The sequence below is a fragment of the Candidatus Magnetobacterium casense genome (assembly GCF_000714715.1).
GTDB classification, from domain to species: domain Bacteria; phylum Nitrospirota; class Thermodesulfovibrionia; order Thermodesulfovibrionales; family Magnetobacteriaceae; genus Magnetobacterium; species Magnetobacterium casense.
Genome location: NZ_JMFO01000002.1, coordinates 109,565 through 123,750, shown reverse-complemented (window position 1 = coordinate 123,750; position 14,186 = coordinate 109,565). Strand labels below are relative to the sequence as shown.

At 50.1% G+C, this 14,186-nt stretch carries 12 protein-coding genes and 1 pseudogene; 3 read left to right on the top strand and 10 right to left on the bottom strand.

The genetic code is table 11. The features are described from left to right. Positions 1-103: 103 nt before the first annotated feature. Complete coding sequence (locus Mcas_RS01555; RefSeq protein ID WP_040333635.1) at positions 104-1,120, top strand: hypothetical protein; 1,017 nt, start codon at positions 104-106, stop codon at positions 1,118-1,120. 280 nt (positions 1,121-1,400) lie between these two features. On the opposite strand, the gene Mcas_RS01550 is transcribed toward Mcas_RS01555, so the two are convergent. From Mcas_RS01550 to lsrF, 7 genes and pseudogenes are all read right to left on the bottom strand, one after another. Next, the gene (locus tag Mcas_RS01550; protein ID WP_052566685.1) at positions 1,401-2,639 is read right to left on the bottom strand and encodes a phosphoribosyltransferase family protein; all 1,239 of its coding nucleotides are present in this window, start codon (positions 2,637-2,639) and stop codon (positions 1,401-1,403) included. Beyond that, positions 2,639-3,346, bottom strand: coding sequence for an MgtC/SapB family protein (locus Mcas_RS01545; RefSeq protein ID WP_040333634.1), 708 nt, complete (start codon positions 3,344-3,346; stop codon positions 2,639-2,641). The genes Mcas_RS01550 and Mcas_RS01545 overlap by 1 nt, the downstream gene beginning before the upstream one ends. Positions 3,347-3,584: 238 nt before the next feature. After that, positions 3,585-5,561 (bottom strand): ATP-dependent DNA helicase, encoded by a 1,977-nt coding sequence (locus Mcas_RS01540; RefSeq protein WP_081853517.1) that lies wholly within the window; start codon positions 5,559-5,561, stop codon positions 3,585-3,587. Then, positions 5,515-6,435, bottom strand: coding sequence for an Rpn family recombination-promoting nuclease/putative transposase (locus Mcas_RS01535; RefSeq protein WP_052566683.1), 921 nt, complete (start codon positions 6,433-6,435; stop codon positions 5,515-5,517). The genes Mcas_RS01540 and Mcas_RS01535 overlap by 47 nt, the downstream gene beginning before the upstream one ends. Before the next feature lie 144 nt (positions 6,436-6,579). Further along, positions 6,580-6,984: pseudogene (locus tag Mcas_RS01530) on the bottom strand (IS1634 family transposase); the annotation flags it as partial. 175 nt (positions 6,985-7,159) lie between these two features. Beyond that, positions 7,160-9,259 carry a bifunctional aldolase/short-chain dehydrogenase gene (locus tag Mcas_RS01525; RefSeq protein WP_040333632.1) on the bottom strand — a complete coding sequence of 700 codons (2,100 nt, stop codon included), beginning with the start codon at positions 9,257-9,259 and terminating at the stop codon, positions 7,160-7,162. After that, on the bottom strand, positions 9,259-10,143 hold the full coding sequence (gene lsrF / locus Mcas_RS01520) for a 3-hydroxy-5-phosphonooxypentane-2,4-dione thiolase (protein ID WP_040333631.1): 885 nt from the start codon (positions 10,141-10,143) through the stop codon (positions 9,259-9,261). The genes Mcas_RS01525 and lsrF overlap by 1 nt, the downstream gene beginning before the upstream one ends. A 411-nt stretch (positions 10,144-10,554) precedes the next feature. Between lsrF and Mcas_RS01515 the strand changes: the two genes are divergently transcribed. Together Mcas_RS01515 and Mcas_RS01510 are read left to right on the top strand one after the other, a co-directional pair. Continuing rightward, positions 10,555-11,508 carry a hypothetical protein gene (locus Mcas_RS01515; protein WP_156032999.1) on the top strand — a complete coding sequence of 318 codons (954 nt, stop codon included), beginning with the start codon at positions 10,555-10,557 and terminating at the stop codon, positions 11,506-11,508. Between the two features lie 18 nt (positions 11,509-11,526). Then, positions 11,527-11,994 carry a hypothetical protein gene (locus Mcas_RS01510; RefSeq protein WP_040333629.1) on the top strand — a complete coding sequence of 156 codons (468 nt, stop codon included), beginning with the start codon at positions 11,527-11,529 and terminating at the stop codon, positions 11,992-11,994. Between the two features lie 28 nt (positions 11,995-12,022). Here Mcas_RS01510 and Mcas_RS01505 read toward each other — a convergent pair whose 3' ends face one another. From Mcas_RS01505 to Mcas_RS01495, 3 genes are all read right to left on the bottom strand, one after another. After that, positions 12,023-12,895, bottom strand: coding sequence for a type II restriction endonuclease (locus Mcas_RS01505; RefSeq protein WP_200873607.1), 873 nt, complete (start codon positions 12,893-12,895; stop codon positions 12,023-12,025). Between the two features lie 119 nt (positions 12,896-13,014). Further along, positions 13,015-13,722 carry a coiled-coil domain-containing protein gene (locus tag Mcas_RS01500; protein WP_040333627.1) on the bottom strand — a complete coding sequence of 236 codons (708 nt, stop codon included), beginning with the start codon at positions 13,720-13,722 and terminating at the stop codon, positions 13,015-13,017. Between the two features lie 305 nt (positions 13,723-14,027). Further along, positions 14,028-14,186, bottom strand: a complete 159-nt coding sequence (locus Mcas_RS01495) for a hypothetical protein (protein ID WP_156032997.1) — start codon at positions 14,184-14,186, stop codon at positions 14,028-14,030.

The window sequence follows — 14,186 nt, the reverse complement described above, 5'->3', positions numbered from 1 at the left end:
CAAATGTCAACCCCCCCCTCGGCCTCGGCCGGTTGTCAAATGGGTGTCAGATATGTTATCGTAGTAGCAGAGAGAGATATAAAAGTACAGAGAGGTAAAAGCGATGCAGATGTTATTGGAATCACGGGTTGACAGGTTAGAGGTTGCCAGGGCGGAGTTTTACGAGGTTTGCAGGGAGCTGAAAATCGAGGCTGCCGAGCTCAAGCGTGAGGCCGCCGAGCGCGACCGGAAGTACAAGGAAGAACAAGCGGAGCGCGACCGGAAGCAAGAAGAGCGCGACCGCAGACAAGAAGAGAGCGACCGGAAGTACAAGGAAGAGGTAGCGGAGATTAAACGCAAGGCTGCCGAAAACGACCGGAAGTACAAGGAAGAGGTAGCGGAGATTAAACGTGAGGCTGCCGAAAACGACCGGAAGTACAAGGAAGAGGTAGCGGAGATTAAACGCGAGGCCGCCGAGAGCGACCGGAAGTACAAGGAAGAAAAAGAAGAACGCGACCGCAGACAAGAAGAGAGCGACCGGAAGTACAAGGAAGAGGTAGCGGAGATTAAACGTGAGGCTGCCGAGCGCGACCGGAGGCAAGAAGAGCGAGATCGGAAGGACAAAGAGGATCATGAGGCCTTTCGTAAAGAGATGGCGGAGATAGCGAAAGGAGCCCGACAGCAAAGGGCTGAAATTGCCAAGCAACTGGGCACGCTCGTTGAAGACATAATCGCCCCTGGTGCAATTGCCCTGATAAAACAATACTTTAAATGCGATCCTACCTCTTTTTGTCTGAGATACAATAAAAGAATAGGAGGCAAGAATTGTGAGGTTGATATAATGCTCACATGTCAGGACAGGGTCTTTGTTATAGAGGTAAAATCCAAACCGGATGAACGAGATGTCACTAAGATACTGGCCAAGGTAGAAACACTGCCGATCTTTTTTGACGAGTGCAAAGGCAGACAGATAATCCCCATGCTTGCCAGTGTCGTCGTTGAGGATGAAATTACCAGATTCGCGACCATACAAGGCCTCTATGTCGTTGCATACAGACAATGGGAGTACCTCGACATACTCAACTTCGATGAGATAAATACAAACCAGGAGAACTCTCCCCCGCCCTCCACCCTCCCCTAATCCCTCCCATCAAGGGAGGGGGATGGCACTATCACTATCACTGCGGGACTACCATTGTATCCTCGTATCCTCTGTATATTTCATGTTTATATTTCATGGTAAATATACTGTTACGCATCTTGGATTCTTGGTCAAGCCAAGAATGACACAATTGGAAAACGCCTGTAACTGTCATTGCTGCGAAACATGTCCCCCTGTTCGAGCCAAGGGCAGGCTGTGGGTATCCTCTTAAAAAAGCATGGTAAGCATAACTCAGAATCTCAGCTTGCGCAGGATGGGGTCAAGGGGTCCGTGACCCCTTGCGGGGGGTTCTGAAGGGGGGCGGAGGGGGTGAGGCACCCCTGCCACAAACCGCCCCTTTCTTTTCTCTTACGGTCAAATGCGATTGCCCTGAGGTGTTATTGTCTCCTGGTGTGATAAAGACCTCCCTGACCTCTGGTGCGTATCCACGGAGGATGTCGCTCAATGCGTGATTGTCGGCAATTGTCGGGGTTTCGTAACATATAAGGATGACATCGTACATGCCGGGGGTAACGTTGTACAGGAAGTTATCGATGTCCTCGCCATAGTTATCCTTAAAGCGGATGGCGCTTTTTATGTCGCCATCGACGTTGAGCGGCGAGCGCGTGGTTGACTGATAATACACGTCAACGCCGCTTTGTTCAAGCCACCTGGCCAACAAAAATGGCACGTACATAAACTCCCCCGTTCCAAGTACCAGCACCCTTGCCCCTGCCGCCCACTGCACCGGAGCAATGACTGCGCCACCATCAATGGTCATCCTCCTGACCCCGAAGCGTCCAAAGTTGTGTGGCACCACGGCGTCCATGTAGCCGTCGTGGCGGCATACCGACGTGAAGTCATGCGCAACAGACACATTGCCCTTTCTGAAATGCACCTCTCCACTTATAAGACTCACAAATGTTATACCATTTATCGGTTCACGCATCCAATTGAGGTACGAGGCCACAACGTATCTCTTTACCCGTGGCAGGGTTTCCCGCAGGCGCAGCACGATGTTTCGGATGGTGTTTCCCGTGGTTATTTCGTCATCTACGAGGACGACGGTCTCAGCAGTGCGCAGGATGTTTTTCAGGGCTTCATCCCTTACGGCGTACAGATAGTGTGACGGCGCATGGCAGTGCTCCTCGCTGAACTCCAGCAGCATAGGTGATGATAGCTTATAGCGTGTGGTGTGTATGTAAAACGACTGCGCTGTCTCCAGACGCTCGTAGATGCAGTTTCCCAGACCGGTTGCCGTCTCTGCAAAACCAATGACTACAACCGGCCCCGATGGTGCGATCTCCGCCCTTGCCAAGTTAGCCAGCGTCGTGGCAACAGCATCCATTGCAGATGGCACAACGGCAACGTGTTTGCCAAGTACCTTGCTGACAAAGACAAAGCCACGTTTTTCGTTTGCCCGTGAACCAAACCCAGCTAGTCTGAGCAGTTCATTGTCTGCCTTGACGGTTAATTCGCCTGTGGTTAGCTTAATCGTGTGTGAATTTATATTCAACATCAGGGGACGTCGCTCTCCGTCCAACTGACCCATTTGACAGTCTTGATTAGCAGGAATCTGTTTACAACCTCGGACCAATCCTTGTCGCTGGTGCTGTAGATGCGTATGCGGTATGTGGCCACCTGCGAAGCAACCTCAAACTCGTAGCTATAATTCTGGACTACTACGGATGGGAACTCGTCAAGTACCGACCTGAGTTTGACTAGGGCATCTTCCTCTTGTGCAAACTTGACCGTTACCATGCTGTAGAGTCTGTGTGGTGTGAGTTTTCTGATGGGATGCACCCAGTACAGGGCAACAAGGATCACGCATGTGGCAAACAGCGTCTGGTATATCAGCCCCGCCCCAATGGACAAACCGATACCGGTTGCGATCCAGAGTCCAGCGGCGGTGGTTAATCCACGCACCGACCCCTTCCCTTTGATGATCGCCCCGGAGCCAAGAAACCCCATCCCGGCAATTGCATAGGAGGCAATTCGCCCCGGATCAAGCCGAACCACTGAATGGCTGACGTCGAAGCTGTGATATATCGCCTCAATCTGAAGCGAAAGGAGCATCATCAGACATGCCCCCGTTGAAACCACCAGGTAGGTGCGAAACCCCGCAGCCTGCCCATGCGACTCACGCTCAAACCCAATAATGCCACCCAACACGGCAGCCAGCAACAGCTTGCCAAACTGCAAGGACATTGCAGACCAGTCATTCATACTTTTATTATAGCAAATTTAGTATCCTCTTAAAAAAGCAGGGTAAACTTTATTTCCCGATTAAAAGGCATGGATTCCTGCTTGCGCAGGAATGACAGTTATAGTTGTTTTTCAAGTGTGTCATTCCTGGCTTGACCAGGAATCCATGGTGCGTAAAAGTATAGTTACCGTGGAATATAAATGAGGATACCAAAATATCACCTTGCTCAGTATACCATGAAATATAAAGAGGATACGTTCAGGGTTTAGTGGAGCGATAAAATTTCCGGACATCTCCTATATTAGCTGTTAGTGTAGCGTTTGGCAGGGATGCCAGAAACATCCTTCCGTATGTCATTGTCTTGAGTCTGGAGTCAAGGATGGCTACTACCCCCGTATCGGTTTTTGTTCTTATAAGCCTGCCAAAGCCCTGCCTGAGAGTTAGGATTGCCCGTGGTACCTGGTAATCGTAGAATGGGTCACCGCCGCACTTGACTATATACTCCATCCTGCCCTCCAGCACCGGCTCCGTTGGGACGGCAAATGGCAGCTTGGCAATTACCACGCATCTGAGTTCATTTCCGGGGAAATCTACGCCCTGCCAGAACGTATAGGTGCCAAAGAGCACAGCGTTGTCCGTATCCTTAAAGGTTTCAATCAATCTGTAATTATCCATCTCACCCTGTCTGAGTATGGTCAGGTCTAAGTCGATGGCGTCGGCCACCTGGTTTAACAACCTATAGCTGGTAAAGAGCACCATCGTCTGCCCCTTTGTAATGTCCAGGATTTCCGTAACGCTCTTGATTGCGGCATCGGTGAAGCCCTCATTGCGTGGGTTGGGCATGTCGGAGGGGACGTATAACAGCGCCTGTTTTCTATAGTCAAATGGCGAGTCAAGCAGGAGTTCGTCGCAGGGACACGGAGAGAGTCTGTCCTTGATGTAGGAGAAATCCCCGTTTAGCGATAACGTCGCCGAGGTCAGTATGGAGGTGTCTATGGTGCTAAAGACCGAATCTCTGAGTCTTTGTGCAATATTGACAGGCGTTACAACCACCTGTATCCGAATCTTGGCGCGTTCTGCATGGTAGACGGCATCCTCAACCCCCCGGGTGAGAAACAGCTCAATGGAGTGCCTCAGTTCGGCACACCGTCCCACCAGTGCCAGGACTTCGTTGTATGATTCATCTTCCTTGGAGGCCTCGGCCAAGTCGTTGAGGAGGTCTTGCAGTGTTGCCAGAGGTTCCGAAACAGTGTCCTGGACGCAGTAGTGCTGTTTTATCCTGAGGGTGTTGTCTTTACCAAAGAGGTCGGCTATAGCGAAGAAGAACTGGTCGGAACCATTTCGCACGGTCTGCATGGCCGAAATAATATCGTTGTATAACAGTTTGTCTATGTCTTTAAGGCGTGTCAGGAGTCCCTTACCGTTGATGCTTAACACCGTGTCAAGCAGGTGATTAATCTTTGTGTTAGAGACGTCATGTCCGAGATAACTTGCGGCGACGTCTTCAAGCTCGTGTGCCTCATCAAAGATGACCGCATCAAACTTGGGCAACACCTTGCCACCGGCAGAGACATTGGCAAAGAACAAGTGGTGATTGACCACCAGGATGTTTGACTTGCGCTCTATGGCCTTGGCCTTTTGATAGAAGCACTCCCTGTATGTCTTGCATGACTTACCGTAGCAGAGGTCAGACTCCCTGTCAACCTTGCCCCAGAGGTTTGAATCCACCCCGATCTCTGACCTGATACCCTTTACGGCAACATTAGCCCAAAGCAGAAGGTCAGCAAATGCCTTAGTCTCACCCACATCAAACAGCCCAAACTGTCGTGTCTGATGCAGACGCCTCAGACAAAGGTAATTCTCACTGCCCAGGCACAGGGCATAGGTGATGTCGGGGAAGAGTTTTTGCTTCAAAAACGGTAGGTCCCTGTCGTACAATTGTCGTTGGAGTGCCTTGGTGTAGGTGGATACCACGACCTTTCTTGTATCGTCCTGTTTTATCCACAGGATTGCCGCTAGCAGATATGCAAGGCTCTTACCTACGCCGGTGCCGGCCTCAACCAAGAGGTTTGTTTTGTTCTGCAATGCGGCCATCACCGCATTGGCCATTGCCTCCTGCTGTGGTCGATACTCGTACCCGGCGAGGGTCTGTCCTAAGTGCTCACGTACCGAAAAGGTGTTCTCTATGTTAGCCTCCTGGACTATGTGCCCCTTTGAGATGTACCCACAGGGCATCCACAGAGGCAGACTTCCTTAACAGCGATTTAAATGCCTGCAATTGTTCTACACTTTCAAGGGTTCTGACTCTGTCCATAAGCGCGGCTGCCTCGTCTGGGTACTTGATCTCAAGCATCCCTTCTACCCCCTCGATCAACCCCTTGCGTTGTCCTTCTGCAAGACCTTCATCAAACGAATTTTCAAGAGCGCCTCTCTCATCCTGTAATCTCATCTGCCAATATTCATAAACCTCAAATTCTTTCCTGCTCCACGTACTCGCATTGGCTATCTCATAGGCATCCTTTATCTCAACGAAATCGGCACTCTTAGGCATCATTTCCAGTGAGTACGCATTTTTTATGAAATATATCCACTTCTCTATTATGGTCTCTATCTCGTCTTCTCTCTTTTTGAACTTGGGCAGTTCGATAAAGTTAAACTCAAAATCCTTTAGTTTCTGCTCAAATGTATCAGTGTCCAGTATCAGATGTCTTGTCAAATAATTATCGCCATTGAATACCTTAAAATCCACTATTCCTATATATATCACCGGTTTCAGACTGGGATAATCCTCTCCCCTTCCCAACTGATCTATATATGCTTTGCTTGTATAATATAATACTCGTTTTTCAAATCCCTTTTTCTTTTGAATCTGTATCTCCACAATAAATGTCACATCCCTCTTGTCTACCGCCCTGATATCCAGTACGGTCTCCTTCAAACCCTCTATCTTTGGCACCTGATAGGGATTGAGTATCTCTATGTCACCGATCTCTCGATCCCCACTAAGCGCCAGTACAGCGTTTAAAAAAGATATCAGTATCTCTTTCCTGTTTTCGTTGCCAAATATCCTCTTAAAGGCTATATCACTTTTTACGTCAACAAATCTCATACTTTATATTTTAACATATTTTCAGATATTTTGTGCGTAGACTCAGACAACATCCAGGGCTGATTTGTTCTCACGCCAAAAGCGGCTTCCATAAATGAATTGGACATTCTAATATTTGGTTTTTTTTGAGTAGATACAGTCCTCTGAGTTCATGCCTGCATCAGCCACAAATAAAGCCCTTCCAAGTTTCCACCCTTTGAGGTCTGATTTTACTTGTTCTACCGTTTTTACATCCGCTGTGTTACCTGGAAATACCCAACTTCTTACTGGCAACCCTTCTCTTGTTACAGCCAAAGCCACAACAACTTGAGGAGACCATCCACCATCTTTGGACTTACCGTACTTCCTCAAACCACTGTCATCATCTTCGTAGTCAATAGAGAATGAAACTGTCGTAGTGTCATAAAATATGAGGTCAACATCAGTATTAAACAGGTTAGCGGTGCGGAAGAATACTGCTTTCTCTATCTCTTCGCTATTTTCATATAGAAAATCCATTGCTTTATACATATGTGCTAACATAAGACCTCTGCATGACGGTAGATATACCGTAAAAGCCAAGCAAATATTTTAGTTAGCTTAGGATTGAAAAATTACGGGGTCAAGGGGACTTCTTTCCGCCGGGGCGGGTGCGACCCGCTGCGACAAGATTGCGCCTCGCCCCTCCCCTTGCAGGGGGGATCTGAAGGGGGGGCGGAGCCGCCCCCTTCTTTCTTATTCTTTTCTACCTTGGAGTAGCGTCAGGCAGGCCACCATCAACGGGAATTGTGGCCCCTGTGGTTGGTGTCTGGCGTGTTGCGAAGAACAAGACCGCCCTGGCTACGTGACTGGCCTTTATCGACGCCTTTAACAGATTACGACTGACATAATAATCCTCAAGCCCCTTCTCATCAAGGCCGCGTGCCCTCATCCGGTCGGGACCGACCTCCGCCCAGAGACCGGACTTCCGAGCGCCATCGGAAAACACCGCATCCGGAGCAACCATGTTGACACGCACGTCAATTGCGGCCAGCTCCAGCGACGCAATCCTGGCCAACTGATGGGCCGCCGCCTTGGACGCACTGTACGCTCCAAATCCGGCGCCAGGGGCAAAGACGTTCTTGGTTGAGACCATGACAATATCCCCGCCGCTGCCCTGGAGCCTGAAGAGCCTGGCCGCCTCACCGAGAACGTTGAGCGTACCGTCAACGTTAACCCGTTGCACCTTGCGGAATGCCTCAAGAGACATGTTCTCAAGCGTGGAGACCATAGCGATCCCTGCATTTGGGATCAGTAAATCAACGCCGCCCCACATACCAACCGCCTCAGCAAACGCCTCCCTGACGGAATCGGCATCCGTGACATCGAGCGGGACGCCCAACACACGGTCATCGCCGCAGACCGCCTTTAACTGCCCAACCAGGGAGTCCAACGCCTCACCCGGCAGGTCGGTAACGGCCACGTGAGCGCCCTGCTCCAATAAACCGCGACAGATGGCACTGCCAATGGCCCCTGCCGCCCCGGTTACAAGGGCCACGTGGTGACACAGGGGTAGTTCTGACGTTGTAGCCACCTTGGCGTGCTGATAGTCCCGGTACTCCATCGTAAACAGATCGGATTCCTCAATGGCCTGATAGGTGCCCATTGCAGCGATGGCACCCTTTACCGCCACGGACTGCGCTGTAATATCGGCAGCAATCCGTGCAGCCCTGGCATCCTTGCCGGCACATATGGCACCGATCCCGGGGATGAATATCACACGGGGTAGGGAATCAAAGGCGCTGAGGCCATCCTGCATCCTGTGACGTCCAATGTAGGCATCGTACTGTTGCCGGTAGCGTGAGAGTGCATCGGCAAGCTGTCCGGCCATGTTGTCGAAATCGGTGTAGTCCAGCCACAGGGGGAAGGCCTTTGTCCTGATAAGATAGTCCGTGGTGATTGGTGGTGTGAGGGCAACCTCCCTGCCATGCGCTGACTCGACAAATGCAAGGGTCTCATCGGTTGCAAGGTGGTTGAGTATCACCCGCTGACAGGAATCCTCCGTTTTTGAGGCAAGCATCCCCCTGACAATGGGGGCAATTGTTCTGTATCGCTGCCTGGCCTCTGAGACCGTTGTGGCAGGTGTAACACTGACCCGGGACTTCTGAGCAGATTCGATGTACCTCTCTGCCCTGCTGACCAGCTCTATGGTCAGGTCGTAGGACTCTCGAGCGCTCTCCCCGCAGGTTATCAACCCATGATACATGAGCACAATCGCACGACAGCCCGGATTGTCCGAAAACACCTCATACACTGCCTTGGCCAGCTTAAAGCCGGGCGTTATGTAGTCGAGTATGACGATGTCGTTGTTATTTATCGCTCCAGGTCGCACCTGGCCCAGGGCGTTTCTTATGTGTGTTTGGGCGTTTGTCTGATTGGTTAGGGTCAGGATTGCATCCGGGTGGGTATGGTCAACGTACTTAAACGGGACGAAGACGTGCATGAGGGTCTCAAGCGATGGGTTTGGACAACGATAATCGAGCATCTGTGTCCTGATTTCGGTTATCATCTCCTGGTCTGACATAGCCTTCAGGACACTCAATCGTTGCAGATACTCAAGCCTCAGCCCAACGTATCCCTCCTCTGCCGCTGTGGCCATGTCGGCCCCGGAGGCCTTGACGTAGATAACGGGTATCTGCTGTCCAAGAATGTCCGTGTGTGTCGTTTTGACGGAAGTGTTGCCACCGCCATGCAGGACAAGCCGGCTCTCTGCCCCGATGAGCCTGCCTGAATACACCCTTTGTTCGAGGTCACCAACAGGAGGCGCTTCAGTATCAGACTTTTTGGCAGACCATCTGTTTATCATCAGGCCTTGGCATTCTTGTGTGTGTTGTAGAACTCGTAGGCCTCCTCGGGGGTGACGCCCTCGTGGACTACCTTGCGCACTGCCTGGATCATGGCAATTGGGTCGTCTGACTGGAATATGTTGCGCCCCATGTCAACCCCAAAAGCGCCCTGCTGTACGGCGTTATAGGACATCCGCAGGGCATCGAGTTCGGGGAGCTTCTTCCCACCGGCCATAACAACCGGCACGGGGCAGGAGGCCGTCACCGTGTCAAACCCCTCCGGCACATAGTAGGTCTTGACGTATGTGGCACCAAGCTCCGCACATATCCTGCAGGCCAGACGCAGGTACCTGGCATCCCTGACCAGCTCCTTGCCCACGGCGGTCACGGCAAGGGTCGGTATCCCGTAACGGTTGCCCATGTCAACCAGCCGGGTCATGTTGTGGATCGATTTCGTTTCGTACTCCCCGCCGATAAATACCTGGACGGCCATTGCCGCCACGTTAAGGCGGATTGCGTCTTCGATGTCAACGGCTATCTCCTCGTTGGAGAGTTCCTTGAGGATGCTTGGCCCCCCACTGGCACGCATCACGATCCCCTTGGTGTAGGTCGGGGGGACGGTTGTGCGCAGTATCCCACGGGTCAGCATGAGGGTGTCGGTGTAGGGCAACAGCGGCAGGATGTTTATATCCACGCGCTCAAGCCCCGTCGTAGGCCCCTGGAAATATCCGTGGTCAATGGCAAGCATCACGGTCTTGCCCGATGTCGGATTAAAGATGTTCGATAACCTGTTCTTCATCCCCCAGTCAAGGGAATTTGAACCCTTCAGGAAATACGCCTCGCTCTTGGCGGGGACGTCGGTATAGAACAGCTTTCCTTCCTTTACACTGTCTGTGTCGGCCATGTGTCTTCTCCTTATGTTTTATTATTGCATGTAATGCAAAAGCATTGTTACAGCTATGTTGTGCGATTATCATAACATAATGGTTCAAAGGTGGCAATGTATCTAAAGATGGACAGGGGTTCCTGGTGACATTGCATCCACGGTTAATTGTGGTGCTACCTTTTTTATGCACCCGTCGAAAAAATACCTTGACTTAACATGCTCAGATATGCCACAGTAAATAAGTTTTAATCAGCGCTAAAAAGAGGGAACAATGACTACACATAACCGGCTTTTGCATACCAACAAACCGCTGATGTTACTATTGGCCCTGACACTAAGCCTGATGAACTCCGGCTTGTCTCACCACGCGGTACAGCCGTGATCCTTCATCCGGGGGCCATTGCCCTCTTTATCGGGGAAGGACTGGTTATGGCAATGTCACTGTATGCCTCTGCACTGGGAGGAACGCTCCTAAGACGCTGGAATATCAACAGTTCCTCGGAAGGACAGTTGCAACTTGAACGGCGCACCTACCTGATCTCCACGCTGATGACCTACGTTATGCTCTACGAAGTGCTGTCGGTATTCCTGTACATATACACCCTGGACTCCGTACACATCGTCTTTGTTGGGGCCATGTGTGCCACCGGCTCGCTCAATGCCAACGACGTGGGATGGTACGTCCTGTACCTGAAGATTGTGCTGTTCTTTCTCTCTGCCTCCTGGATTGCCATCAACTACATAGACAACAGGGCAGAGGACTATCCGCTGATCAAGACCAAGTACAGGCTGTTGCTCTGTATAACGCCCGTTATCGTAATCAACGGCGTGTTGCTGATGCGCTATTTTCTGGGACTTGAGCCTGATATAATAACGTCGTGCTGTGGGTCGTTGTTTGGCGACGAAAGCAAAAAGGTGGCAGGGGACCTCTCCGCACTGCCAATCATGGGGATGATGACCGCATTTTACGCGTCGGCGACCTTCCTGCTCGCCCTGATCACGGTGGCGATTGTACGAAGGCGTCCTGTCTTTAGATATATAGTGTCCATCGGGTCGTTTATATTCTTCTTCATAGCGTTACTGTCGATAGTATCGTTTGTATCGATCTATTTTTACGAGTTGCCTACGCACCACTGTCCATTTGACATCCTTCAGCAGACATATGGCTACGTGGGCTATCCCCTGTATGCGAGCCTGTTTATAGGCGTGTTCTTTGGCCTGATCTCAGGGGTCGTACAACCGTTTGCGAAAATACCATCGCTTACCGCAACCGTGGATGTAATGCAGAGGGGTTGGCTGGTGTTGGCTGCCGCAGGGATCGCAGCATTTGTCGCCATCTGCACGTGGCCCATTGTCTTCTCAACCTTTCGGGTGGAAATGTGAGGGGTTGTCAGTACGGCCATGGATAAATATACGCTAATAAACAGGGCGTATGAATTATTCTCCGACTTTGACGAACCGTTAAAGTATACAATCCACTATAATTGCCCGGAATGTGATGACCACGAGGCTGTGCTCAGGGGGTTGGACAGGGAGACGCTATCCGGTTCAGATTTTGGCACTGCAGTATACACACCGCTGTGGAACATGACAGCAGAGGCAATCGCATACTTCTTGCCAAGGATAATTGAACTGGCACTGAATAACGAAACAGACGCCGACAATACCCCCATACTGATAAGATTCATAAACTTGTCAGCAGACGGCCCCAAAGCCGATAGATTTGAGCTGTTATCGGATGAACAGGTTGCCTGTATATCAGACGTCCTGTTATATATAAAATCACACCATCGCGATATAGTAGAATGTGAATGCTGGAGCGATGAACTCAACAGCGCAATAAACAATTGGCACACAAATCACGGTTAATTTGTAATAGTTCACCTTGCCCAATTCGCTACAGGTTGTTGCAGACCATGTCTTCCAGTAGTTTGTGTGCGACCATGTCGAGGTTCAAGACACAGTCTATATGGTTGAACGTCTCTTGCAGGGGCAGCGTTGTGTGGCGCCAACCCATGCCGTCCGTGATCCAGATAAAGCCGTAACCTGCTCGTTTCCAGAAATCGTGCATGGCTTTGTATTCACCGGCAGTGGATTTCAGCTTTGAGCCACCAACGCCATAGAAGTTGGCCTCTATTACATATAGCTTGCTGCCGTTGTACAGGGCAAAGTCTATGATCCTTGATGACTTGTCTACAACCAGCCTTACCCCCCAGCGGTCTTTGATCTTTGAGGCCGTTGCCTGCTTTATGTATTCCAGGCCGTTTCTCAGACAGATGTCCTTTACGAAGCCCTCGACAATGTCTTCCATCTCCGTGCCGCCACGATTTTTCCTCCCGTTGGAGTCCAGTCCAACCTCAACGCCGGCAACATAATCTGCGAGGTTACATATCCTGCTGTTTTTGAGAAAATCCAGCAACCCCACAGACTTTGCAAACTCAACCACGTCCGCTATGTCGTCATCGGTCAGTATGGCCCTGTAGACAAAGGAGTATTGTTTATAGGAGAATTTATCGGTGCTAAAGTCACTCAGAACCTTAAAATCACTCTGGTGCAGACCTATCAGGACAGGGATGATCGATGCAATGGCGGGCCGTGTCCTCAGCAACCCCGAAAACCTGCCTTCAATATCATCCGTGCCGAGCAGGGAATTCATGGCGTTGAGTGAGTCCTCGATGTCTCTGACGTTTTCAAGCACTTTACCCCAGTTGACAAAGTAGTCCCACCTGTGAATGGTATCCTTAAGGGTTTCGATTAAATAGGCAAACACTGACTCTGCATCAGGGCAGTTTATCCTGTCCTGAAAATGCCTGGAATATCTCAATTGGATGCCTTCTATGGATACATGAACCACCCTTTACAGCGCGTCAAGGGGGCAAAAAACTACCGCTACTTTGCAAACGCCCTAAGAATAACGATCATAACCGCTATCTGTCCTATCCAGAACAGAAACATCCACTTGGTAATATCCGCTTTAGTCTCTGAGAGTTTTTGCTCTAACTTGGCTACTTCAGTGGTGATACGCTCATTGAGTCTTCCTTCTAGCGCCACTATCTCAACTTTTATCCTACCTTCCAGCGCCACAATCTTGCCCTCTAACGTCATCATTTCGGCCTTTAATGAATTTTCCAGCGCCACCATCTCTGTCCTTAACGCCGCTGACTCGGCCTTCATCTCAGTCCTTAACGCCGCTGAGTCGTTTTTCATCTCAGTCCTTAACGTCGCCATCTCTGTCCTCAATGCCGTTGAGTCAGCCTTCATCCTACCTTCCAGCGCCACTAATTCAGACTTTAACGAATTTTCCAGCGCCACGATGTCGGCCTTCAACGCCGTTGAGTCGTTTTTCATCTCGGTTCTTAGCGTCGTTGAGTCGTTTTTCATCTCGGTTCTTAACGCCGTTGTGTCGTTTTTAATCTTGCCTTCGAGGATAATCAGGTCGGCCTTTAATGAGCCTTCCAGCGCCATCAGGTCGACCTTTGTCGCCATCTCGGTTTTTGCATGTTCGGCCACATCGTCAATTGCATCGATGATGGCAATAGTCCCATCTTCCCCGATTTTGTCCTTGAGCAGGTTATACAGTTCTATCTTTCTATACATGGCATTTATTGTACAATACTTGGTATAAAAAATTCAAGTGCAAAAATCACCGGAATTTCTTATGCACTTTTTTTGCTACTATGGTTTCGCACTTTCTGGATTCCTGCTTACGCAGGAATGACATAGAACAGCCAAAATAGCCATTTACTGTCATTCCCGTGAAAACGGGAATCCATTTTTAAGAACTGCATAAAAGGCTGGTTTATAAAAAAAGTGCGAAAGTATAGTTGCTATTGACTTTTCTGAAACACTTGTTTTAGGATAAAGCCATGATAGAATTAAAGAGCATTAGCAAAGCAATTTTTTTAATATGCCAGAGGTATAAAACGGCGCCTGATATGCCGGAATATCCCAATTTTGGCGCCGTTCTTGCTCTCTCTCTCTAACGCACCTTCAGTAACCTTAACCACCTCAGCTTTTTTTCTTTTTCCCGGTATTTTTGTGTCCGGTTGGACTACCGTCAT